Origin of the sequence: Nocardia sp. NPDC059236 (assembly GCF_042754085.1) — a bacterium.
In the GTDB taxonomy this organism is placed as follows: Bacteria; Actinomycetota; Actinomycetes; order Mycobacteriales; family Mycobacteriaceae; genus Nocardia.
Genome location: NZ_JBHZAF010000009.1, coordinates 150,255 through 171,128 on the forward strand (window position 1 = coordinate 150,255; position 20,874 = coordinate 171,128).

Here is a 20,874-nt window from a genome sequence, read left to right on the forward strand (position 1 = left end):
CTCAGCGGTAGGACAAACGCCGGAAGGACACGGCGGCGCAGGCGAATCCGACCGCCGCGATGGCCAGGCACCACAGCACCGCCGCCGGCGCCCGATCGGCGGCGGTGCCGTCCAGTAGCGCGCGCACGGTGTCGACCACCGGGGTCGCGGGCTGCCGGTCGGCGATAGCGCGCAGCCAGCTCGGCATGGTGCGGGTCGGCACGAACGCGCTGCTGACATACGGAATGAACGTGATGGCGTAGGTGAGCCCGCCCGCCGCCTCCGGATTGTTCGCCGCCATGCCCAGCGCCACCGCGACGGCCGTGATCGCGACCACGAACAGCGCGATCAGCGCGGCCGCGCCCAGCCAGCCCAGCGGCCCCGAACCCGGCCGATAACCCAGTGCCACCGCGGCACCCACCGCGATGGCGATGGCCGCCATGGTGCGCACGAGGCCCTCGCTCAGATGCCCCGCCGACAGTGCCTGCCGGAACATGGGCAGCGTCCGGAAGCGGTCCATACTGCCCCGCGTCATATCGGTGCACACGCTGGTCGCGGTGATCGACGCGCCGAAACCCGTGCACAGCAGCATGATTCCCGGCACCACATAGTTCAGGTACGAGCCGCCGACCTCGATCGCGCCACCGAACACGTAGGTGAACAGCAGCATCATCAGAATCGGCATGGTCAGCGAGATGACCAGCGTGTCCGTGCTGCGCAGGGTCCGGCGGGCGCAGCGGCGGAACATGACCAGGGTGTCGGGGACGAAATGGCGTACCGCCGTGAGCATCGGAGCGGTCACCGGGCGGCGGCCTCGATGAGATCCGCGGTGTGCTCGGCCACCCCGGTGGTCCGCAGGGTCGCCGCGAAGCCCTCGACCCGCTGCCGGGTGCGCGCGTTCAGCAGCGGCGCCAGCGCGCCCGCCAGCCGGTCGGCGGTCATGGCGGTGAACGGAAGATGCGCGCCCACACCGAGTTTCTCCACCTGCCCGCCCCACATGGGCTGCTCGAACGACACCGAGCACACCACCGTGGGCAGTCCGGCCCGCAGGCTTTCGAACAGGGTGCCGATGCCGCCGTGGTGCACGGCGGCCGCACAGTGCGGGAAGATCAGGTCGTAGGCGAAATTGCCGACCAGCTTGATCCGGTCGCCCGTCACGGTGTTCGCGACATCCAGGTCGCTCCAACCGGCATGCACCAGGGCACGCACCCCGAGCCGGGTGGACACCTGCTCCACCATGGCGAACACGACCGCGGCATCGCGAATCGGCATGCTGCCGAAGCCGAAGAACACCGGCGGCTCGCCCGCCCCGACCCAGGACAGAATGTCGTCATGGCTGCCCGACAGTTCGCCGACCGCCGCGCGGGTGGCCTGATCCAGGGTCAGGAAGCCGGTGAAGGGGCGGCGGTCGTCCCACTGTTCCGGCAGGTTCGGCACCAGGGCAGGATCGTAGATCTGGATTTCGGGCACCCGCGCCCGCGCCAGCGCTGCGGCCGGGCTGGTGTACGACTTCGGCAGCCCGAGCACGCCGCGCAGCTCGTTGAGGTACCGCAGGAACACCACGCGGCGCAGGTTCTCGGCCAGCAGCCAGGTGGCCCGATTGACCGGGGCGGGCGGATTCCAGTGTGCGGGAAGCAGACCGGGGAACGGGTAGGCGCTGTTCATGCGCGCCGGGTAGTAGTGCAGGCTGACCAGCGGCACGCCCATGGCCTCCGCGATCGAGGACGCCCGGTCCTCGGTGACGGTGCTGGCCACGATCAGATCGGCCTTCGCGCACACGTCGATGACCTCACGGTTCATCCGCTCGCCGTACTCGGCCATCTGCTTACCGACCAGCTGCATCAGCCGCAGCGTATTGCCCGCGGCCAGCGCGCGCTGGCCCTCGTCGGAGCTGTAGAGCCGCTGCACGTCCGGTCCGCAGCCCTGCGCGGGAAGGCCTGCGGCGGTGACGAATTCGACCAGATTCGGCGGCGCGCCGATCAGCACCTCATGGCCGCGGCGCTGCAATTCGACGCCCAGGCCCACGATCGGGTGCACATCGCCCCGGGTTCCGGTCAGCGGTATCGCGATGCGCATGCGGCCTCTCTCGGCGTGGGGACGGGATCCCTTGACCCTGGGGTGCTCTGCGGGTCGGCGTCCAGACGTAGGAAATGTGGGCATTTCACTGAGGGGCGGCGCTGCGTAGGGTTGCGCTGATGCACATCGCCATGTTCGTGGACTACCATCCGGCCTCGCTCGGCGGGGTGCAGACCGCCGTCACCGGGTTGCGCCGCGGACTCGAACGCGCCGGGCACCGGGTCACCGTGTTCACCGTGCCCGATCCGGGGGCCGCGCCCGATCCGGATGTCGTTGCGCTGCAACCGCTGCCGGTTCCGGCCGTGAACGGATTCGCGGTCGTCGCGCCGACCCGGCGCAATGCCGCGCTCATCGACGCCGAATTCGCCGCTCGTGGACCGATCGATGTCGTGCACACCCAGAGCACCTACGGCGTCGCCATCGCGGGTATGAAAGCGGCACGGCGGCACCGGATTCCGCTCGTGCACACCGCGCAGAGCCGCGACGACGCCTTCATCGAGCACACCTCGCCCGCGCCCTACGCCACCGCGCTGGCGCTGCGCGGGTTGCACGGCCGCTGGGTGCCGCACGAGCATCACATGCCGCACCGGGCCGGGGAATCGGCCGCCGCCCGGCACGCCTGGTGGACGATCAGCGGGCAGGCCCAGGTGGCCGACCAGGTGATCGCGCCGACCCGGCACTTCGCCGACCTGCTGCTCGCGCACGGGCTCACTCGCCCGATCACCGTGGTGTCCAACGGCGTCGACGACGCGCTGCTCGACGCGCGCACCGCCGTGACGCGCCCCGCGGACGGGCCGCTGCGGCTGGTGTGGTGCGGGCGGCTGTCGGGGGAGAAGCGGCTGCTGGAAGCCATCGAGGCGGTGCGGCGCACCGACAACTGCGTGCTCGACATCTACGGCGAGGGCGACCTGCACGGCGCGGCCGTCGGACGCATCGTGGAACGGCGGCTCGGGGAACGAATCCGGTTGCACGGCAGGGTGAGCCAGGCCGCCTGCCTCGACGCCATGGCCGCGGCCGACGCACTGCTGTTCCCCTCCAACGGATTCGACACCCAGGGCATGGTGCTGCTCGAGGCCACCGCCGTCGGACTACCGGTGGTGTACTGCGATCCCGATCTCGCCGAATCGGTGCCCGCGGGCATCCGGTCGGCGGATCCGTCGGTCGAGGCGCTGAGCGAGACCCTCGCCAAGCTGGCGGCGGACCGCTCGGTGCTCGCCGACCTGCGGGCGCAACTGGTCGGACAGGTCGACACGGTGCGCCAATCGCACCAGATCGCACGGGTATTGGAGGTCTACCGGGACGCCGGTGCCGGGTTGGCCGCCGCGCCGCCGCCCGTCATGCCGCGGAGCCTGGCGGACATCCCCACCGCCCCGGGCGGCGTGCCGGTGCTCGGGCACAGTCTGCGCGCGCTCACCGACGCACCCGGCTTCGTGACCTCGCTGCCCGCGCTCGGGCCGATCGTGCGCGTGCACTTCGGCCGCCGGACCGGCTACGTGCTCACCACCCCGGACCTGCTGCGCGAGGTCAATCTCAGCGACGCCGAGTTCGAGCGGGAGGACCTGCGCGAGGCCATCGACGATATCGCGGGCGGAGCGGTCAATGTGCTGCGCGGGCCCGAACACCGGTTGCGCCGCCGCATGATCTCGCCCGCCCTGCGGCAGAGCAGGTTGGCCGAATATGCCGAAGCCGCAGCCGATATCGCCAATGCCTGGGCCGCCGCACTGCCGGTCGGTCACCGGGTGAATCTCATGGACGAGGCGCACGGACTGGTGCTCGACACCGTGTCGGCGACCCTGTTCACGGCCGACTTCGGTGACAGTGCGCGCCGCGAGATCCGCGACAGTGTGCCGTGGCTGCTCAGCCAGGTCATCGTGCGCACCGCACTGCCGCCGCAGCTGCGCAGGTTGCGGGTCATCGCGAACTACCGGTGGCGTAGCAAGTCCCGGCACCTGCGCGCCGCCGTGGGGGCGGTGGTGAGCGAATACCGAAGGCGCGACGAGGATTTCAACGATGTGGTGTCGGCGCTCATCCGGCACACCGACAGCGAGACCGGGGCGCGGCTGTCCGACGACCACATCATCGACGAGGCCATCCTCATGCTCGCCGGCGGCGTCGGATCCATGGCGTCGCTGACCGGGTGGCTGTGGCACGAGGTCAGCCTGCGACCGGCCATCGCCGAACGCCTGTACGCGGAACTGGACGCCGTGGTCGGCACCGGTGACGTGCGGCCCGAACACCTGGCCGCCATGCCGTACCTGAAACAGGTCGTTTCCGAGACCATTCGATTCTGGGGACCGTGGATCAGCGCCGCCAACGCCAGCGCCGACCTGACCGTCGGGGACGTCACCATTCCGGCGGGGGCCGCGATCATGTTCAGCCCCTACATGGTTCAGCACGACCCGCGCTGGTTCACCCACCCCGAATCCTTCGATCCGGAACGCTGGTCCGCCGAGAACGCCGCCGACACCGCCAAGAAGGCCATGATTTCCTTCGGCGTCGGCCGCCGCCGCTGCCTCGGCGACCACTTCGCCATGCTCGAAATCGCGCTGGCCTCCGCGGCACTGCTGTCGCGCTGGCGGATCACCCCGGTGCCGGGACACCGGGTGCGGGCCTCCAACCGGGATTTCGTGCTCTCGCCGTCGGCGCTGCCGGTCACCCTGCGGGCCCGCTGATCTGGGCGAGTACTACAGCAGCACCGGCAGCTCGTGCAGCCCGTGCATGAGGGTGCTCGGATGCCAGGCGAGCGCCTCCGCGGCGGGTGACAGGCGCAGGTCCGGGAACCGGGACAGCAATGCGGCGAAGGCGACCCGCGCTTCCAGGCGGGCGAGCGGGGCGCCGACACAGAAGTGGATACCGTGGCCGAAGGCCAGATGGCCGGTGGTGTCGCGGGCGGGATCCAGGGCGTCGGGGGCCGGATAGCGGTCGGCGTCGCGGTTGGCGGCGGCCAATGCGACGAAGACGAATTCGCCCTCGGGGATGTCCGTGCCCGCGATGGTGACGGGTTCGGCCGTGTGCCGGATGGTGCTCATGTTCACCGGGCCGTCGAAGCGCAGGAATTCCTCCACCGCAGCGGGAATCGCCTCGGGGTCGGCGCGCAGGGCCTGCAGCTGCGCCGGATTGCGGAGCAGGGCGAGGGTGCCGTTGGCGATCAGATTGACGGTGGTGTCGTGCCCGGCGACCAGCAGCAGGAAGGCCATGCCGACCTGCTCGGACTCGGTGAGGGCATCGCCGTCGTCGGCGGGGACGGCCAGTGCGGACAGCAGATCGGCGGCGGGTTCCACTGCCTTCGCCCGCACCAGCTGGGTCAGATAGGCCGCCATGGCCTCCGACGCGCGGGCCCGGTCCTCGTCCAGGCCCGCGACCGCGACCAGCGCCCGGGTCCACTCCTGGAAGTCCGCGCGATCGCCGAGCGGCACACCGAGCAGCTCGCAGATCACCGTGATCGGCAGCGGCTCGGCGAATTCGCGCAGCAAATCCACCTCGGAGCGGCCCTCCAGGGCATCCAGCAGCGAGCCGGTGATCTCCTCGATACGCGGGCCCAGCGCGGCCACCCGGCGCGGGGTGAAAGCCCGGGTCACCAGCTTCCGCAGCCGGGTGTGGCCGGGCGGATCGGTATTGAGCATATTGGTCAGCAGCGCCAGCGAATTCGGATCCGACTGCGGCACACCGCGTTTGCGGCTGAGCAGCGCGTCGTTGACCGCGGCCGTCTTCTGCAGGCGCGGATCGGAGAGTGCGGCCCGGCCCGCGGCGTAGTCGAGGACGACCCAGCGGATCACGCCGTCGGGGAACCGGACTTGCCGCACCGGCCCGTGCTCGCGCCAGCGCCGGTAGTGGGCGTGCGGATCGGCGAAGAACTCCGGGCCGATGGATTCGATCCGGTCCGGGGCTTCGATATCGGCCATACCGCGACCCTAGCCGATGGAATCGATTGCGGCGAACGGCAATTCATCTGGATGTAAAAGATTCTGTACATGGAGTCGTGTTTTCTTTACACTGAGGTGCATGCCCTACGAGGAGAAGCGAACCTGGATCCTGGGTGTCGCGGCCGTGGTCTCGTACGTGATCTATCTGATCGTCGTGCTGGCGCGTGCGCGGCACACGGCGGTGGTGGACGTGGCCTATGTCGCGCCACTGCTGTGGACGGTCGGCGGGTCCATCGTGGTCTCGATCGTGGCCAGCATCGCCGTCGCCATCGGGTCACGAGATCGGGACCGCCGGGATCAACGCGACCGTGAAATCGATATGCGTGGAACGCAGGCCGGCAATGCCTTCGTCGTGCTCGGCGCGGTCACCGCGCTGGTGCTGGCCATGGCCAACGGCGACCGGTTCTGGATCGCCAATGCGATCTACCTGGGCTTCACGCTCTCCGCGGTGGTGGGCGCGGTCGCCAAGCTCGTCGCCTACCGGCGGGGGACCTGGCCATGGTGAAGCCGACCAGGGTCACCAACAACATTCGCGCGCTGCGCTTCTCGCACGGCGAGATGACACAGGCCGAACTGGCGGATCGGCTCGGGGTGACCCGGCAGACCGTCAATGCCATCGAACAGGGCAAGTACTCGCCATCGCTGGAGATGGCGTTCCAGATCGCCCGGGTGTTCCGTGCACCACTGGACGAGATCTTCGAGTATCCGGAAGAAGACCAGCCATGAAGGCTATTGCGCAGGACGCGTACGGCACCGTCGACGTGTTGTCCTACACCGACATTCCCACGCCCGACGTCGGACAGGACGGCGTGCTCGTCCGCGTGCGCGCCGCGGGCGTGGATCCCAGCGTCTGGCATTTCATGACCGGCGAGCCGCGGATCGCCCGGCTGGCGCTCGGGCTGCGCGCGCCCCGGGAACGGGTCCGCGGCTGGGATGTCGCGGGCGTCGTCGAGGCGGTCGGGCCGCAGGTGACCGAATTCCGGCCCGGTGATGAGGTTTTCGGCACCGTCCCCGGCTCCTACGCCGAATTCGCCTGCGCCCCTGCCATCAAACTCCAGCGCAAACCCGTCAACTCGAGCTTCGAACAAGCCGCGGCACTGCCGATCTCCGGCATGACCGCCCTCACCGGCCTGCGCGACGCGGGCCGCATCGAGGCCGGACAGCGCGTGCTGATCATCGGTGCGTCCGGCGGTGTCGGCCACCTCGCGGTCCAGCTCGCCAAGCACTACGGCACCGAGGTCACCGGCGTCTGCTCGGGCGCGTCCACCGCCTTCGTCACCGACCTCGGCGCCGACCACGTCATCGACTACACCACCGAGACCCTCACCGGCCATTACGATCTCATCCTCGACATGGCCGGGAACCGCCCCCTCCCACTGTTGCGCTCCCTCCTCACCGCCACCGGCACCCTGGTCCTCGGCGGCGGCGAAGGCGGCGGCCGCTGGTTCGGCGGCCTCGGCCGCTCCGTCCGCGCCCAACTCCTCTCACCCTTCACCCGCCACCGCCTGCGCTCCCTCCTGGCCCTCCCCAAACCCGAAACCCTGTGCACCCTGGCCGAACTCGCCACCGCAGGCGCGCTGACACCGCGCATCGACCGAACCTTCGCCCTCCCCGAAGCCACGGCCGCCATCACCTACCTGGCCACCGGACACTCCACGGGCAAGTCCGTGATCGTGGTCAGCTGACGCGGAGACGCGCGAACCCCCGAGGGTTCCGGGAGCTATATGGGTCGGCGCAACGGTGAATCAAGGCTGCAGCTGGGTGCCGAAGATGTCGTTGCCGAGTCGGTGAGCGGCAGGCAGATCGAGGACGGTGCCGTCGAGGTGGGGATGGGCGTCGGACCAGTGTTCGGCGGTGTCGCGGTCGGTGAAGAAGTTGAGGTCGTTGCAGCAGGAGTCGGCGGAGGGGCCCTCGCCTGCTCGGGCGCCGAGGAAGACGACCGCGGTGGGCGGGTGGGCGATGAGTTCGCCTGCGTGGATGGTTATTTCGATGGGGTCGGCGGTCGTCGGGTCCGTCGAAGTGATGACGGCATCGGTGCCGAGCATCGCGGGCATGCCGAGTGCGTCGACGGCGCACATTGCGTAAACCGTTGCGCCATCGGTGATTCGAACGCGGTGCGGGGTCGGCGACGTCGAGAACGGATACGCCGAGGCGATAGCGCCGGTGGCATCGAGACGGATCACGTCCGCTTCATGCAGGCGAGCCAGGACCGATGCGGCGGAGACGTCGAATCGCGCGGCGATGCGGGTCAGTTCCGCTGCACTCGGTGCTCGGCCCGTGGCGGCGAAACTGCGCAGAACAGCCTGGTGGATGGCCTTTTCGGCGGGGTCCGCCGGTTGCGCGGCACTTCGCCACGTCGTGAGTCCGGACGCGGGGGAGCCCACGGTGTCCGAGGGGGCGCAGCAGTCGCCGACAGCCCGGGAGTCCTCCGGCGTATCGATCGGCTCGAGCCACAGAGCCGCGCGGAGAGCGCCGACCGACGGGGCGCCGTCCATACCGCCGGACTCGGAGCGGTACAGGCGGCACGAGACGCTCGGGACCTGGCCGGGCACAGCGAACGGGTCGACCCCGTCGACCAGCAGCGTGGGCGAGCCGGTCATGCCCGCCGCGGCCGCTTCGTCCGGGTCGTCGACGACGCGGTGAGTGATCTCGAAGACCATCGGATGGCCCGCCGCCGCCTGCCGGATGCGATCCTCCAGCACCGCCACATTCGGGCAGTCCGGAACCTGCAGAATCTCGAGCTTCACGACCGATCTCCCTTCTCGTGCAAGGTCTCCAGCAATGAGCAGCAGCGGTCCTCGCGCGGGCGGTCGCAGGTCGCCACCAGCTCGGCCAGCGATCGCCGCATGCGTTGCAGGTCGGCGATGCGCTCGGCGAGCAGGGCCATCCTCGACTCGGCCAGCTCCCGCGCCGTGTCACAGTCCTCGGGGCCGCCCGCGGCGAGCTGCAGCAGCACCTCGACCTCGCCCAGGCTGAACCCGTGATCCTGCGCCCGCTTGACGAATCGGACCGTCGCCACCGCGTCCGCGGGATACGCGCGATACCCGCCCGCCGAACGCGGCGGCTCCGCCAGCAGACCTCGCCGCTCGTAATACCGCAGGGTCTGCACGTTCACGCCCGCGCGGGCGGCCACCTCACTGCTGCGCATACCGCCATTCTCGACCCTGTACCCGGGTACAGAGTCAAGGGCGAGCCGCGGCTGCCGGATCCGCGCGGAGTGGGCGGCAGCCGGGCTGGACCGAATTCGCTACGCCGAGGCGGGAACCGGGGACTTCGCGAAGGCGAGGAGGTCGCGGGTCAGGCGTTCCGGGTGGGTCAGGTAGAGGCCGTGAGGGGCGTTTTCGTAGATGACGAGCTCGCTGTCCGGGACGAGGGCGGCTTGGCGGCGGCCGCCGAAATCGAGTGAGATCGAGGCGTCGGAGTCGCCGTGGATGATCAATGTCGGGACGGTGATGGTGCGCATCTCGGCGCGGAAGTCCGTTTCGACCACCGCGCGGTTGCATTCGATGGTCGCCCAGATCGATGTCCCCGCAATGGATTGCAGGACGCGGTCGCGGGCGATCGCGGAGACCTCGCAGCCGGGCAGGCCGGCGCCGATGTAGGGGTCGGCATTGTCGGTGAGCCAGCGGTCCTGATGGTGGTGCCAGGAATCACGGAGGGCATCGGCGGCCGCGCGCGGTGCGCCGTCCGGGTTGTCGTCGGTGCCCAGCAGGAACGGCAGCGCGGCCGCCACCAGCGCGATGCGATCCACCCGGGCGCTGCCGTGACGGGTCAGATAGCGGACGATCTCGCCGCCGCCCATGGAATGGCCGACCAGCAGGAGATCACGCAGGTCCAGGTGGTCGATCAGGTCGGCGACATCATCGGCGAGGGTGTCGTAGTCGTAGCCGTGCCCCGGATCGTCGGAGCGGCCGTGGCCGCGGCGGTCCAGGGCGATGGTGCGGAAGCCGCGTCCGGCCAGATCGGCCATCACGCCGCGCGGTTCGGTGCTGTCCATCCCGGCCGCCGCCAGGAACAGCACCGGGCGGCCGGTGCCCCAATCGCGGTAGAACAGCGAGGTGCCGGTGCGGGTTTCGACGAAAGGCATTGCGGTGTCTCCTCATTCGATGGTCGGACGGGGTCCGTTCGGAACGAGGAGGACAGTATGTCGGGTTCACTGACATCTAGTGTCAGTGGATTCGGGCAAAATTTTCGATATGCGCGCCAGCCGTCTCATGTCGATCCTGTTGCTGTTGCAGACACGCGACCGGGTCACCGCCCAGGAGATCGCCGGCCAGCTGGAAGTCTCGATCCGCACCGTCTACCGCGACATGGAATCCCTCTCCGCCGCCGGCATCCCCGTCTACGGCGATCCGGGCCACGACGGCGGCTACCGTCTCCTGGACGGCTTCCGCGCGAAACTCGAGCTGCTGACCACCGACGAGGCCGGATCCCTGTTCTTCGCCGGACTCCCCAGCGCCGCAGCCGATCTCGGACTCGGTGCGATCGTCACCGCCGCCAACCTCAAGGTCATGTCCGCCCTGCCCCCGGAACTCCGCGACCGGGCGGGCCGCGGCGCCGAACGCTTCCACCTCGACGCCCCCGGCTGGTACAGCGAAGCCGAGCCGACGCCCCACCTCACCATCGTCGCCGACGCCGTCTGGAACGAACGCGCCCTGCGCTTCACCTACATCCGCTGGGCCACACCACATCTGGTCACCCGCACCACCGAGCCGCTCGGCCTGGTCCTCAAATCCGGCAACTGGTACCTCGTGGGCCACACCGCCACCGACCTGCGCACCTACCGCATCTCCCGGATCATGGAACTCGAGGTCCTCCCCGACCCCGTATCCCGTCCACCCGACTTCGACCTCGCCGCCTACTGGGGCACCTACCTGGAATCCTTCGACCAACGCCGCCACCACCATTCGGCCCTGATCCGCCTCACCGCCGAAACCTTCGAACGGCTACCGGAACTCCTGGACCCCGCCACCGCGCAGGCCGCGCGCGACTCGGCCACCGACCCCACCTCCACCGGCCACCGCGACATCCGCCTTCCCATCGAATCCACCGACCGCGCCATCCCCGACCTGCTCCGCCTCGGCGCCGGTGCGGAAGTCCTCGCCCCCGACGACCTCCGCCACCGCATCGCCACCGAAACCGCCGCCATGGCCCGCCACTACGTATAGGACGGCCAGTTCGACAACGTCTGGTGCAGCGCTTCGACAATGTGCGGCCAGGAGTCGTCGGGGGAGCGTGAGTGGGCGAAGCCGCCGGCCGACTCGAGCGTGGCGAATCCGTGAAAAGTACTGCGCAGCAGGCGAGCCGCGTCCAGCCCCTCGGATTCCCCTAATCCGTACCCGCGCAGCAACGCCGCCGTCAGCTCGACACTGCGCAGCAGCGCCGGCTCACCCGCCATCTCGGCCGGATCCATCCGAATCTGCGTGGCCGCATAGCGTTCCGGATACTCGAGCACATAGGACCGATACGCGTCGGCGAACGCCACCAACGCCTCCCTCCCCGAACGGCCGAGAACAGCCGCCCCGATCCGCTCGTTCAGCTCCTCACTGGCCAGCAGCGCCACCCGCACCCGCAGATCCTGCAACCCCCGCACATGCACATACAAACTCGGATCCTTCACCCCCACCCGCTTGGCCAGCGCCGACAGCGTGAGCTTCTCGAACCCGATCTCATCGACCAGTTCAGCCGCCGCCCCGACCACCCGCTCCGTCGTCAACCCAACCCGCGGAGACATCCGCCCTCCTTCCTACGCCCACTAAGCCAAAACCTAGCATCCATAGGGGCAGTCGAAATCGGTCCGGCGGCTCGCTGTTTCCATCGGGGTGCTTCGGCCGTCCAGTCGCGGAGACGTCAGGAAAAGTCGGTCAAGCGGGAGAGCGGGAAGGAGATCGGGAACGGGTCGGAGACCTCGAGGACGTCCGCTTCCTCGAGAATGATCGGTTCTCCGTAGGAGGAGCCGTCGAGGCGTCGGATCTGGATGCGTGGACGTGGGTCGAAATCGACGAGCCAGTACTGAGCGATTCCGGTCCGAGCGTATTCGATCACCTTGCGGCCGCGGTCTTCTCGTTCGCTGCCCGAACCGCGTGACACGATCTCGATCGCCACCTGGACGTCACCGCCGGGGACCAGGGAAAGTCCGAGATCGTAGGCGGTACGCGCAGCAGCCGCGCTCACGATGGCGACATCGGGCTTCCGCGCGCCTGACGGCGTGGAAATATCCATCGGGGCTTGGACATAAACGTCAGCTCCGAAGTCCTCGGCCGCACGTTCCAGGATGCGAGTCAAGAGCTTTGCGAGGTGGTCGTGGCGAAAACTTGGCGACAATTCGATCAGCCAGCCATCGACGAGTTCGTGTGCCTTGCCCTCATCGGGCAGGCCGTGCAGATCTTCGACCGTGTACGGCCCGTAGCCGTACCCGTCCTCGATGGCGGCACTCACCGGCTCCTGTCCTTTCGTCAGGGAACTTCCGCCAGTCTAAGGCGAATCCCCGATCGACAGTTGTCGACCGGGGATTCGGTTCGTGAGGTGGAGCGGATGTGTCCTAGACGGACTTGTTGAAGGCCTTGGCCTCGCGGCGGCGGCGGTGCAGGATGGGCTCGGTGTAGCCGTTGGGCTGCTTGGTGCCCTCGAGAACCAGTTCCTTCGCGGCCTGGAAGGCGATGGAGGCGTTGAAGTCCGGGGCCATGGGGAAGTACGACGAGTCGCCGGCGTTCTGGCGGTCGACGACGGGGGCCATGCGCTCGAGGGAGGCGATGACATCCGCCTCGGTCACGATGCCGTGGCGCAGCCAGTTGGCCATCAGCTGGCTGGAGATGCGCAGCGTGGCGCGGTCCTCCATGAGGCCGATGTCCTTGATGTCGGGCACCTTCGAGCAGCCGACGCCCTGGTCGATCCAGCGCACCACGTAGCCGAGGATGCCCTGCGAGTTGTTGTCCAGCTCCTGCTGGATCTCCTCGGCGGACCAGTCGGTGTTCGGGGCGAGCGGGATCTCGAGGATCTCGTCGACGGTGGCGCGCGGGCCGCCCTTGGCGATCTCGGCCTGCCGCTTGAACACGTCCACCAGGTGGTAGTGGGTGGCGTGCAGGGTGGCGGCGGTGGGCGAGGGCACCCAGGCGGTGTTGGCGCCGGACTTCGGGTGGCCGATCTTCTGGACCAGCATCTCGGCCATCAGATCGGGCATGGCCCACATGCCCTTACCGATCTGCGCCTTGCCGGGCAGGCCGGTGGCCAGGCCGGTGTCGACGTTCCAGTCCTCGTAGGACTTGATCCACTGCTGGGCCTTCATCTCGGCCTTGCGGACCATCGGCCCGGCCTCCATGGAGGTGTGGATCTCGTCGCCGGTGCGGTCCAGGAAGCCGGTGTTGATGAAGACCACGCGGTCCTTGGCGGCGAAGATGGACGCCTTCAGGTTCACCGTGGTGCGGCGCTCCTCGTCCATGATGCCGACCTTGAGGGTGTTGACCGGCAGGCCCACGACCTCTTCGATGCGGCCGAACAGCTCGTTGGTGAAGGCCACCTCGTCCGGGCCGTGCATCTTCGGCTTCACGATGTAGATCGAGCCGGTGCGGGTGTTCTTCAGCCGGGTCTCGCTATTGAGGGCGTGCTTGGCGATCAGGACGGTGATCAGGCCGTCCATGATGCCCTCGGGCACCTCGTTGCCGGCCGCGTCGATGATCGCGTCGGAGGTCATCAGGTGACCCACGTTGCGCACGAACAGCAGCGAACGGCCGTGCAGCACAAGCTCGCTGCCGTCGAGGGCGGTGTACACGCGGTCCGGGTTCATGGTGCGGGTGAAGGTCTTGCCGACCTTCGACACCTGCTCGGCCAGATCGCCCTTCATCAGGCCCAGCCAGTTGTGGTAGCAGAGGACCTTGTCCTCGGCGTCCACGGCGGCGACCGAGTCCTCGAAGTCCATGATCGTGGTGACCGCGGACTCCAGCACCACGTCCTTGACGCCCGCGGTGTCGGTGGATCCGATCGGGGAGGCCGGGTCGATCTGGATCTCGATGTGCAGGCCGTTGTGCTTCAGCAGCACCGAGGTCGGGTTGGCCGGGTCGCCCAGGTAACCCACCAGCGCGTCGTTGTCGGCCAGGCCGATCTCGGTGCCGTCCTCGAGGCCGACCACGAGCTCGCCGTCCTCGATCGAGTACTTGGTGGAGCCGACGTGCGAGCCGGTGATCAGCGGCACGGCGTCGTCGAGGAAGTTGCGGGCCCACTCGATGACCTTGTCACCGCGGACCTTGTTGTAGCCCGAACCCTTCTCCGCGCCATTGGCCTCGGAGATGGCGTCGGTGCCGTACAGGGCGTCGTACAGCGAGCCCCAGCGCGCGTTCGCGGCATTGATGGCGAAGCGGGCGTTCATCACCGGCACGACCAGCTGCGGTCCCGCCTGGGTGGCGATTTCGGCGTCCACGTTCTCGGTACCGATCTGGAAGTCGGCCGGTTCGGGACGGAGATAGCCGATCTCGGTGAGGAACTGCTTGTAGGCAGCCTTGTCGTAGCCTGCGCCCGGGTTCGCGCGGTGCCACTCGTCGATCTTGGCTTGGATGTCGTCGCGTTCCGCCAGCAGTGCGCGGTTGCGGGGAGCGAGGTCATTGATGACGGCCTCGGCACCCGACCAGAACGCGGCGGAATCAACACCGGTGCCGGGAAGAGCCTCGTTCTCCACGAAATCGTGGAGCACCTTGGCAACCTGCAGCCCGCCGACCTGAATCCGCTCTGTCATCTACTGCCTCATTTCGAGAAGCCGGGTGGAAAAAGTACGGGCGTCATATTACTCGCGGTTACCGGGCGGTATTTCACGGCCTCGGGGTTGGGGCCTCGAACGATCGGGGTTGATTGTATCGATCGGTACATTTAATGTACTGGTTGGAACATTTTCCGGCCGCTCGGAGCGAAGGTGCGATTCATGGGAAAACCCTTGTCCGGCAAGGTCTCTGTGGTAACCGGCGGCAGTCGCGGGCTCGGGCGCGAGATGGTGCTGGCGCTCTCGGCGGCCGGATCCGATGTCATCATCGCCAGCCGCAAGCTCGGGGCGTGTGAGGAACTAGCCTCCGACGTGCGCGCGCAGACCGGGCAGCGGGCGCTGGCGGTGGCCTGCAATGTGGGCGACTGGGAGCAGTGCGAGACGCTCGCCGAGGCCGCCTACGCCGAGTTCGGGACGGTCGACGTACTGGTCAACAATGCCGGGATGTCCCTGCTCTATCCCAGCTTGGACCAGGTTTCCGAGGCCATGTTCGACAAGGTGATCGCCACCAATCTGAAGGGGCCCTTCCGGCTCTCGGCGCTCATCAGCGCGCGTATGGCCGCGGCGGGCGGCGGATCGATCGTGAATATATCTTCGATCGAGGCCGCGCATCCCGAACCGCTGGCGGTGCCCTACGCCGCCGCGAAGGCCGGTCTCGAGGCCCTGACCGTGGGGTTGGCGCACACCTACGGGCCGTCGGTGCGGGTGAACACGATCCGCTGCGGCCCCTTCGACACCGATATCGCGAAGGCGTGGCCGCGGCAGATGCGCGCCGAACTGGCCCGGCACACCGCCCTCGGCCGGATCGGGGCGCCCGCCGACATCGCGGGGGCGGTGCTGTTCCTCGCCTCCGACGCCTCCGCCTACTGCACCGGCGCGACCCTGGCCCTGGACGGTGGATTCCGATGACCGCCGCCGTCCCGGCCCGCCGCCGCGGCCGCCCGCCCGCGTCGGCGAGCGGACCGGGGGAGACCCGGGAGCGGATCGTGCGCGCGGCGCTGGAACTGTTCGCGGAGCAGGGTTTCCACGGCACCGGCGTCGCCGAGATCGGGGAACGGGCCGATGTGCAGCGCGGGGCGCTGTATTACCACATCGGATCCAAGGAGGAGCTGTTGTGGCAGATCCTCGCCGACTACACCCGGCTCATGCTGGCCGAGGCCGAGCAGATCGCGGACGGCCCCGACTATCCGATCACGAAGCTGCGCAAGCTGATCCACAGCCACGTCCGGCTGATCATCGACAATCGCCGGGCCGTGGCCATCCAGCTGCGCGACGTCACCGCGCTGACCGGCGAACGGGCGCGGGAGCTGCAGGAGCTGCGCGACCGCCTGCAAGCGCTGTGGCAGCAGGTCATCGACGCCGGCCGGGCCGCGGGCGTGCTGCGCACCGACGACCACGTGGTCACCAACGGCGTGCTGGGCATGCTCAATTCGGTGACCTTCTGGTACCGGCCCGGCGGGCAGCACACCCCCGACGAGATCGCCGACATTCTCTGCACCACCGTCCTGGACGGACTCATCCAACCGCGCAAGAGCACGAAAGGCTGATCATGGCTTGGGATTTCGAGACGGATCCGGAATACCAGAAGAAACTGGACTGGGTCGCGGAGTTCGTCAGGACCGAGGTGGAACCTCTGGACCTGCTCTACCCCAACCCCTACGACCGTCGGAACCCGGAGATCCGGGCGCTCATGAAACCGTTGCAGGAGAAGGTGAAACAGCAGCAGCTGTGGGCCTGCCACCTGGGACCCGAGCTGGGCGGCCCGGGCTACGGGCAGCTGAAGCTGGCGCTGCTCAACGAGATGCTGGGCACGTCCCTGTGGGCCCCGCTCGTCTTCGGCTGTCAGGCACCGGATTCCGGCAACGCCGAGATCCTGGCCCACTTCGGCACGCCCGAGCAGAAGGCGAAATACCTGCAGCCGCTGCTCGATGGCGAGATCGGCTCGTGCTACGTCATGACCGAGCCCACCGGCGGTTCGGACCCGACGGCCTTCCGGACCCGCGCGGTGCGCGAGGGCGAAGAGTGGGTCATCAACGGCGAGAAGTGGTTCAATTCCGCCGCCGAGTTCGCCGCCTTCCACATCGTCATGGCGGTGACCGATCCGGACGCGCCGCCGCATCAGCGGCTGTCGATGTTCATCGTGCCCGCTGACGCCCCCGGTCTCGAGATCGTGCGGAACTTCACCGTCCCCGGTTTCAGCGAGCACGAGGCCCACCTGCGTTTCACCGACGTGCGCATTCCGGCGGACGCACTGCTGGGTGCGGAGGGCCTCGGCTTCGTCGTGGCCCAGACCCGCCTCGGCGGCGGCCGCGTCCACCACGCCATGCGCACGGTCGCGCTGGTGCGCAAGGCCTTCGACATGATGTGCGAGCGGGCGGTGTCGCGGCCGATGGGCAAGGGCGTGCTCGGCGGCAAACAGCTGACCCAGGAGAAGATCGCCGAATCCTGGATCGAGATGGAGCAGTTCCGGCTGCTGGTGCTGCGCACCGCGTGGCGCATCGACAAGGAACAGGACTACCGCAAGGTCCGCCACGACATCGCCGCGATCAAGGTGGCCATGCCCAAGGTCATGCACGACATCGCCCAGCGTGCCATGCATCTGCACGGTGCCATCGGCGTCAGCACCGATCTGCCGTTCCTCGACATGATGAACTACGCCCAGGTGATGGCCATCGCCGACGGGCCGACCGAGGTGCACAAGATCACCCTGGCGAAGGAGGTCCTGAAGACCTACGCGCCCGCAGATCCGGTCTACCCCAGCGGTTTCCGGCCCGCCCTGCGTGAACAGGCGCGTCAGCTGGTGGCCGACCGGCTCGAACACGCCGTCGGAAACCTCTGACCCGCCTGATCCAATAGCCCACGGACAAGGGTGATCCGGTGACTCTTGTCCGCGGACTGTTCGGCGATCAGGGTGCCGGCGCGGGTTCGTCGATGGTCTTGACGTAGTCGTCCACGTAGGTGGAGAGGATCTGCTCGACACTGAGCAGGAACTTGGTGGCGTTCGCGGCGGTGGGGCCACCGGTGTAATCGCCCGCGCCGGCGACGAAGCGCCAGCCTTCGGAGAGCAGCAACTGCTGGGTGCGCCGGTTGGCCGCCACCCGCTGGTCGGCGTGGAAGATGGCGGCGCTGCCGGTGGCCACCACGGCCACCCCGCCTGCGAAGGCGGTGGCAGCGCGGATGAGCGAGCCCTCGAATCCGGCAAGGCCCGTCACCACAGCGCTGGCGACAATCGCGATGAAGCGGAGAATCTGCCCCCAGCTGCGGAATCGGCCGGTGAGGCGGCCGGTGTCGGTGACCTCGCGGGCGTAGGTGCTGGTCCAGAAATCGTGGAACGCGGGGCCGACGACATTCCAGTCGATGACCGCTGCCATGGCGTCGGTTTGGGCCTGGGGCGACGAAGATCCTGCCACCCGGTCAGTGTGGCACGCGAACCGTTGCCGCGCTCAGCGGTTGCGGCGAGTCCGGCTCGCGGCCAACGGCATCGGCGGCGCGGCGCGCCCGGCGCGTCGGCTCAGCCCTGGCGCGGTTCGATCCAGAGCGCTTCGGACAGGGCGCACAGTTCGCCGTCGGCGGTCGAGAGCGCCACGCCGACCGTATGTTTGCGGTCGTCGCGCGCCACCACCCAGGCGTGCGAAATGTAGTCGGCCCCGGCGTACATCGGCCGCAGCTGTTGTGAGGTCATGGCGGCGGTGAACGCGCCGCTGCCCATTCGCGAGAAGACGAACGCGGCACGGCCGCCCGGGCAGTCGAGCGCCGACCAGACCACCTCGGGCGGGAGCTCCCCGGACTCGTCGGCCAGCCCGGCGTCGGGGGTCCAGGCGGCGGCCATCATCTGCTCGCCGGGCAGCTCCGACGGGAACAGCAGCAGCCCGCGGCCCGGCTCGCAGGCCAGCCCGCAGCCGTAGCAGTCGGTGACCGTCCGGTCGCCCGACAACCCCAGTTCGACAGCGGATTTCGCCGCTGCCCAGGAGGGCGCGGGCCGCGGATCGAGGGTGAGCGCCGCGGGCGCGGCCTCGACCAGCAGGGTGTCGTCGGTGGCGGTGAAGGCGACGCGGCCGTCGCCGGGACGCGAGAGCAGGATCGGGGTGCCGACCGTGACGGCGCGCCGGAAGTCGACGCGCACCGTGTCGGTGCCGGCCTGGGCGGCCAGCAGGCCCGCGAGGTAGCCGCCGAACGCGATCTCCGGATAACCGTGGATATGCGTCGGAATGGTGAGCGCCTCGGCCCGAGTCATGCTGACAGTCAACCTCTCCCGGCCGGTCGGCCGATCATCTCTTGACCATACCCACGGCAGGCCGGGGCGCAGCCGGTGAAATTTCCCACTCTCGGTGAGAGCGATGACGAGGCCGGGCATCGGCCGGAACAGCCGAGGTTCGGGCGGGGATCACCGGGGCCGGCCGGCTGCGGCGGAGCGGCCGGGTTAGCGGCGCTTGCGCTCGCGGACCAGGTGGGAACGCAAGCGGGAGAAGCCCTTGACCCGCACGCTGCGCAGACGGCGGATCGTCAGCTCATCGTCGCCGTCGAGTTCGGCCGCCGCGCCGTCGTCGACCAGGACCGTGCCGGGGCGGGCCACACCGGTGAGCCGGGCGGCCACATTGACGACCGTGCCGTAGAGGTCGCCGAAGCGGGTCAGGACCGGTCCGTAGGCCAGGCCCACCCGGATCTGGGGCATCTCCGGAATCGTCTGGGCCGCACGGGTGATCGCCGCATTGAGGTCCAGCCCGATGCGGGCGCCGGCGCGGGCGTCCTCGGCGGCGAACATCACCTCGTCACCGACATTCTTGATCACCCAGCCGCCGTGCGCGGTGATCACCTCGGTGGTCGTGGACTCGAAGGTCTCCAGCAGTTCGGTCAGCTCGTCGGGGTCGAGGTGGCGGGACAGGCGGGTGTAGCCGACCATGTCGGCGAAGCCGACCAGCAGGTGGCGGGTGGCTCCGCCCGAGGCGAGCGAGCGGGTGAGCGCCGCGGCCATGTGCCGTTGCCAGGCGTAGTCCTGCAATTCGGCGAGGACCGCGATGGCCTGTTCGGTGGTCTCCCGGCCCGCCTCGGGCCGCCCGGCACCGGCCGCGATCCGGCCGCCGATCTCGCGGGTGATCAGATCCGCCTGCCACTCGGCGAGCCGTGCCATCGCCTGACCCAGCGTGCGGGCGGCGGCGATCTGATTCTGCTCGTTCGCGATCGAGGCCTGGTCCAGGCTGGTGAAGGCGCGAATCGCGGCGACATCGTTGTCGGTGAACGCCACCTCGTCGTCGCTGGCCGCGGCCGGAAAGCCCAGCGCCACCCAGAGCTTGCGGGCCCGGTCGGCGGGCACACCGGACAGCTCGGCCACCTGCGCGCGGGTGTACCGGCGCGGGCCGCCGAGCAACGACCGTTCGACCACCGCGTCGACCGCCTCGGTCAGGCCACCAGATTCGATCATGCCGCCAGTACAGCACATCGGGTGACGGAGACAGGGGCGTCCCGCGACAGCGTCCGATTCCGCCAGTCGAGCGATGAAGACTCCAAAACCGTTGCGGCCGTGGGCGACAGGCAACACCTCGCTTCCGCACCTCAGGACAGGGGCTGGGCGTCGCGCTGCGCGAGCATGATCGTCATCAGCCCCGATTCCTGCGACTGGGCCGTGATCATGCCCCGCGCGGCCTCCTTCACCGGGCCCGACGCGAGCAGCCGATCGGCCGCCTGCGCCATGGCCACGCCGCCGCGGTGGTGGCGCAGCATGAGCTGCAGGAACAGGACCTCGGCGGCCTTGCCGCGGGCGGCGGCCAGCGAGTCGAGTTCGGCCTGGGTGGCCATACCGGGCATGGACGTGCCGTTCGTACTGGTCATGGTCGGCATCGAATGGTCGTGCGCGGCAGCCGCATCCGCCGTCATCCACGCCATCGGATGGGTGGAGTCCGGCGAGGCGTTGGCCAGGCGCAGCCAGCCGAGCATGGTGCCGATCTCCATGCGCTGGGCATCGGCGATCTGCTGGGCCAGCCGGCGCACCGTGGGATCCACCCCGGAATCCAAGCGCTGCACCATGATCAGCGCCTGCTCATGATGGGCGGTCATGTCCTGGCTGAAACCGATGTCGACCCGGCTGAGCACCGGTGGCGCGGAACGGCTCTCGGGAATCAGCAGTGGGCGCAGCAGCATCCCGGCCGCCAACAG

The 20,874-nt window shown here is 69.0% G+C and carries 21 protein-coding genes; 8 read left to right on the plus strand and 13 right to left on the minus strand.

Annotated features, from left to right (window positions below):
* Position 1: 1 nt before the first annotated feature.
* Complete coding sequence (locus ACFXIV_RS24245) at positions 2-781, minus strand: ABC transporter permease (protein ID WP_379402025.1); 780 nt, start codon at positions 779-781, stop codon at positions 2-4.
* Positions 778-2,055, minus strand: coding sequence for a glycosyltransferase (locus ACFXIV_RS24250; RefSeq protein ID WP_379402024.1), 1,278 nt, complete (start codon positions 2,053-2,055; stop codon positions 778-780). The genes ACFXIV_RS24245 and ACFXIV_RS24250 overlap by 4 nt, the downstream gene beginning before the upstream one ends.
* A gap of 119 nt (positions 2,056-2,174) precedes the next feature.
* Between ACFXIV_RS24250 and ACFXIV_RS24255 the strand changes: the two genes are divergently transcribed.
* Positions 2,175-4,727, plus strand: a complete 2,553-nt coding sequence (locus ACFXIV_RS24255) for a cytochrome P450 (protein ID WP_379402023.1) — start codon at positions 2,175-2,177, stop codon at positions 4,725-4,727.
* 12 nt (positions 4,728-4,739) lie between these two features.
* Here the strand turns inward: ACFXIV_RS24255 and ACFXIV_RS24260 are convergent, their stop codons facing one another.
* Positions 4,740-5,957 carry a cytochrome P450 gene (locus tag ACFXIV_RS24260; protein ID WP_379402022.1) on the minus strand — a complete coding sequence of 406 codons (1,218 nt, stop codon included), beginning with the start codon at positions 5,955-5,957 and terminating at the stop codon, positions 4,740-4,742.
* A 100-nt stretch (positions 5,958-6,057) separates the two neighbouring features.
* Here ACFXIV_RS24260 and ACFXIV_RS24265 point away from each other — a divergent pair, with 100 nt between their 5' ends.
* From ACFXIV_RS24265 to ACFXIV_RS24275, 3 genes are read left to right on the plus strand one after another with little or no spacing between them, the layout of a single operon-like run.
* Positions 6,058-6,483: a hypothetical protein gene (locus ACFXIV_RS24265; RefSeq protein WP_379402021.1), complete on the plus strand. Its 426-nt coding sequence runs from the start codon at positions 6,058-6,060 to the stop codon at positions 6,481-6,483.
* Entirely contained in the window at positions 6,477-6,704 is a 228-nt protein-coding gene (locus ACFXIV_RS24270) for a helix-turn-helix transcriptional regulator (protein ID WP_040857236.1), read from the plus strand. The genes ACFXIV_RS24265 and ACFXIV_RS24270 overlap by 7 nt, the downstream gene beginning before the upstream one ends.
* Positions 6,701-7,663 (plus strand): NAD(P)-dependent alcohol dehydrogenase, encoded by a 963-nt coding sequence (locus tag ACFXIV_RS24275; protein WP_379402020.1) that lies wholly within the window; start codon positions 6,701-6,703, stop codon positions 7,661-7,663. The genes ACFXIV_RS24270 and ACFXIV_RS24275 overlap by 4 nt, the downstream gene beginning before the upstream one ends.
* A 60-nt stretch (positions 7,664-7,723) precedes the next feature.
* Here the strand turns inward: ACFXIV_RS24275 and merB are convergent, their stop codons facing one another.
* The 3 genes from merB to ACFXIV_RS24290 all read right to left on the minus strand — a co-directional run bounded on the left by merB (position 7,724) and on the right by ACFXIV_RS24290 (position 10,065).
* Complete coding sequence (gene merB / locus ACFXIV_RS24280) at positions 7,724-8,725, minus strand: organomercurial lyase (protein WP_379402019.1); 1,002 nt, start codon at positions 8,723-8,725, stop codon at positions 7,724-7,726.
* Complete coding sequence (locus ACFXIV_RS24285; protein ID WP_379402018.1) at positions 8,722-9,126, minus strand: MerR family transcriptional regulator; 405 nt, start codon at positions 9,124-9,126, stop codon at positions 8,722-8,724. Before ACFXIV_RS24285 ends, merB begins: the two co-directional genes overlap by 4 nt.
* Positions 9,127-9,225: 99 nt before the next feature.
* The gene (locus ACFXIV_RS24290; protein ID WP_379402017.1) at positions 9,226-10,065 is read right to left on the minus strand and encodes an alpha/beta fold hydrolase; all 840 of its coding nucleotides are present in this window, start codon (positions 10,063-10,065) and stop codon (positions 9,226-9,228) included.
* A gap of 109 nt (positions 10,066-10,174) precedes the next feature.
* Here ACFXIV_RS24290 and ACFXIV_RS24295 point away from each other — a divergent pair, with 109 nt between their 5' ends.
* Positions 10,175-11,146 (plus strand): helix-turn-helix transcriptional regulator, encoded by a 972-nt coding sequence (locus ACFXIV_RS24295; RefSeq protein ID WP_379402016.1) that lies wholly within the window; start codon positions 10,175-10,177, stop codon positions 11,144-11,146.
* On the opposite strand, the gene ACFXIV_RS24300 is transcribed toward ACFXIV_RS24295, so the two are convergent.
* The 3 genes from ACFXIV_RS24300 to ACFXIV_RS24310 form a co-directional block, all read right to left on the minus strand.
* On the minus strand, positions 11,137-11,712 hold the full coding sequence (locus tag ACFXIV_RS24300) for a TetR/AcrR family transcriptional regulator (protein ID WP_379402015.1): 576 nt from the start codon (positions 11,710-11,712) through the stop codon (positions 11,137-11,139). The two genes, ACFXIV_RS24295 and ACFXIV_RS24300, sit on opposite strands and share 10 nt — an antisense overlap.
* Before the next feature lie 116 nt (positions 11,713-11,828).
* Complete coding sequence (locus ACFXIV_RS24305; protein WP_379402014.1) at positions 11,829-12,416, minus strand: Uma2 family endonuclease; 588 nt, start codon at positions 12,414-12,416, stop codon at positions 11,829-11,831.
* 103 nt (positions 12,417-12,519) lie between these two features.
* Entirely contained in the window at positions 12,520-14,703 is a 2,184-nt protein-coding gene (locus ACFXIV_RS24310) for a malate synthase G (RefSeq protein ID WP_379402013.1), read from the minus strand.
* 183 nt (positions 14,704-14,886) lie between these two features.
* Between ACFXIV_RS24310 and ACFXIV_RS24315 the strand changes: the two genes are divergently transcribed.
* Genes ACFXIV_RS24315 through ACFXIV_RS24325 form a run of 3 tightly spaced genes read left to right on the plus strand, consistent with a single transcriptional unit; the run spans position 14,887 to position 17,563 of the window.
* Positions 14,887-15,633: an SDR family NAD(P)-dependent oxidoreductase gene (locus ACFXIV_RS24315; protein WP_379402012.1), complete on the plus strand. Its 747-nt coding sequence runs from the start codon at positions 14,887-14,889 to the stop codon at positions 15,631-15,633.
* Positions 15,630-16,271 (plus strand): TetR/AcrR family transcriptional regulator, encoded by a 642-nt coding sequence (locus ACFXIV_RS24320; protein ID WP_379402011.1) that lies wholly within the window; start codon positions 15,630-15,632, stop codon positions 16,269-16,271. The genes ACFXIV_RS24315 and ACFXIV_RS24320 overlap by 4 nt, the downstream gene beginning before the upstream one ends.
* Positions 16,272-16,273: 2 nt before the next feature.
* Entirely contained in the window at positions 16,274-17,563 is a 1,290-nt protein-coding gene (locus tag ACFXIV_RS24325) for an acyl-CoA dehydrogenase family protein (protein WP_379402010.1), read from the plus strand.
* A gap of 67 nt (positions 17,564-17,630) precedes the next feature.
* On the opposite strand, the gene ACFXIV_RS24330 is transcribed toward ACFXIV_RS24325, so the two are convergent.
* The 4 genes from ACFXIV_RS24330 to ACFXIV_RS24345 all read right to left on the minus strand — a co-directional run bounded on the left by ACFXIV_RS24330 (position 17,631) and on the right by ACFXIV_RS24345 (position 20,859).
* A complete protein-coding gene (locus tag ACFXIV_RS24330; RefSeq protein WP_379402009.1) occupies positions 17,631-18,134 on the minus strand; it encodes a DUF4231 domain-containing protein in 504 nt (167 codons plus the stop codon).
* Positions 18,135-18,235: 101 nt separating this feature from the next.
* On the minus strand, positions 18,236-18,958 hold the full coding sequence (locus ACFXIV_RS24335) for a PaaI family thioesterase (RefSeq protein ID WP_379402008.1): 723 nt from the start codon (positions 18,956-18,958) through the stop codon (positions 18,236-18,238).
* Between the two features lie 186 nt (positions 18,959-19,144).
* A complete protein-coding gene (locus tag ACFXIV_RS24340) occupies positions 19,145-20,143 on the minus strand; it encodes an adenylate/guanylate cyclase domain-containing protein (protein WP_379402007.1) in 999 nt (332 codons plus the stop codon).
* A 131-nt stretch (positions 20,144-20,274) separates the two neighbouring features.
* Positions 20,275-20,859, minus strand: a complete 585-nt coding sequence (locus tag ACFXIV_RS24345) for a DUF305 domain-containing protein (RefSeq protein WP_379402097.1) — start codon at positions 20,857-20,859, stop codon at positions 20,275-20,277.
* Positions 20,860-20,874 lie beyond the last annotated feature (15 nt).

Excerpts from the sequence above, each read along its gene's own strand:
- ACFXIV_RS24250 (WP_379402024.1), bottom strand. The coding sequence starts at position 2,055 with ATGCGCATCGCGATACCGCTGACCGGAACCCGGGGCGATGTGCACCCG.
- ACFXIV_RS24255 (WP_379402023.1), top strand. The coding sequence starts at position 2,175 with ATGCACATCGCCATGTTCGTGGACTACCATCCGGCCTCGCTCGGCGGG.
- ACFXIV_RS24260 (WP_379402022.1), bottom strand. The coding sequence starts at position 5,957 with ATGGCCGATATCGAAGCCCCGGACCGGATCGAATCCATCGGCCCGGAG.
- ACFXIV_RS24265 (WP_379402021.1), top strand. The coding sequence starts at position 6,058 with ATGCCCTACGAGGAGAAGCGAACCTGGATCCTGGGTGTCGCGGCCGTG.
- ACFXIV_RS24270 (WP_040857236.1), top strand. The coding sequence starts at position 6,477 with ATGGTGAAGCCGACCAGGGTCACCAACAACATTCGCGCGCTGCGCTTC.
- ACFXIV_RS24275 (WP_379402020.1), top strand. The coding sequence starts at position 6,701 with ATGAAGGCTATTGCGCAGGACGCGTACGGCACCGTCGACGTGTTGTCC.
- ACFXIV_RS24285 (WP_379402018.1), bottom strand. The coding sequence starts at position 9,126 with ATGCGCAGCAGTGAGGTGGCCGCCCGCGCGGGCGTGAACGTGCAGACC.
- ACFXIV_RS24290 (WP_379402017.1), bottom strand. The coding sequence starts at position 10,065 with ATGCCTTTCGTCGAAACCCGCACCGGCACCTCGCTGTTCTACCGCGAT.
- ACFXIV_RS24295 (WP_379402016.1), top strand. The coding sequence starts at position 10,175 with ATGCGCGCCAGCCGTCTCATGTCGATCCTGTTGCTGTTGCAGACACGC.
- ACFXIV_RS24300 (WP_379402015.1), bottom strand. The coding sequence starts at position 11,712 with ATGTCTCCGCGGGTTGGGTTGACGACGGAGCGGGTGGTCGGGGCGGCG.
- ACFXIV_RS24310 (WP_379402013.1), bottom strand. The coding sequence starts at position 14,703 with ATGACAGAGCGGATTCAGGTCGGCGGGCTGCAGGTTGCCAAGGTGCTC.
- ACFXIV_RS24315 (WP_379402012.1), top strand. The coding sequence starts at position 14,887 with ATGGGAAAACCCTTGTCCGGCAAGGTCTCTGTGGTAACCGGCGGCAGT.
- ACFXIV_RS24320 (WP_379402011.1), top strand. The coding sequence starts at position 15,630 with ATGACCGCCGCCGTCCCGGCCCGCCGCCGCGGCCGCCCGCCCGCGTCG.
- ACFXIV_RS24325 (WP_379402010.1), top strand. The coding sequence starts at position 16,274 with ATGGCTTGGGATTTCGAGACGGATCCGGAATACCAGAAGAAACTGGAC.
- ACFXIV_RS24335 (WP_379402008.1), bottom strand. The coding sequence starts at position 18,958 with ATGACTCGGGCCGAGGCGCTCACCATTCCGACGCATATCCACGGTTAT.
- ACFXIV_RS24340 (WP_379402007.1), bottom strand. The coding sequence starts at position 20,143 with ATGATCGAATCTGGTGGCCTGACCGAGGCGGTCGACGCGGTGGTCGAA.
- ACFXIV_RS24345 (WP_379402097.1), bottom strand. The coding sequence starts at position 20,859 with ATGCTGCTGCGCCCACTGCTGATTCCCGAGAGCCGTTCCGCGCCACCG.